Below are 250 nucleotides of genomic sequence, written 5' to 3' on the forward strand. Positions count from 1 at the left end.
CCCTTCGTCACCCCGGTGCTGCTGTTCGTCAACGCCAGCGCGGCCGAGGTGCAGGCCGGCCTGCAGGCCGTGCCCCACGCCCTGCTGCAGTTCCATGGCGACGAAACCCCCGCGCAGTGCGACGCTCTGGCCCAGGGCCGCCCCTACCTGCGCGCGGCCCGCGTGCCCCTGGGCGATGGCGCGCGCAACTTCGATCTCCTAAAATATGCGGCAGATCACCGCCACGCCCAGGCCCTGCTGCTGGACGCCC

1 pseudogene is annotated in these 250 nt (G+C 72.4%); it reads left to right on the forward strand.

What is annotated here, in order from left to right:
• Nucleotides 1-250: pseudogene (locus tag HA630_RS00030) on the forward strand (N-(5'-phosphoribosyl)anthranilate isomerase); the annotation flags it as partial.

Source organism: Aquabacterium sp. A08, assembly GCF_011742065.1.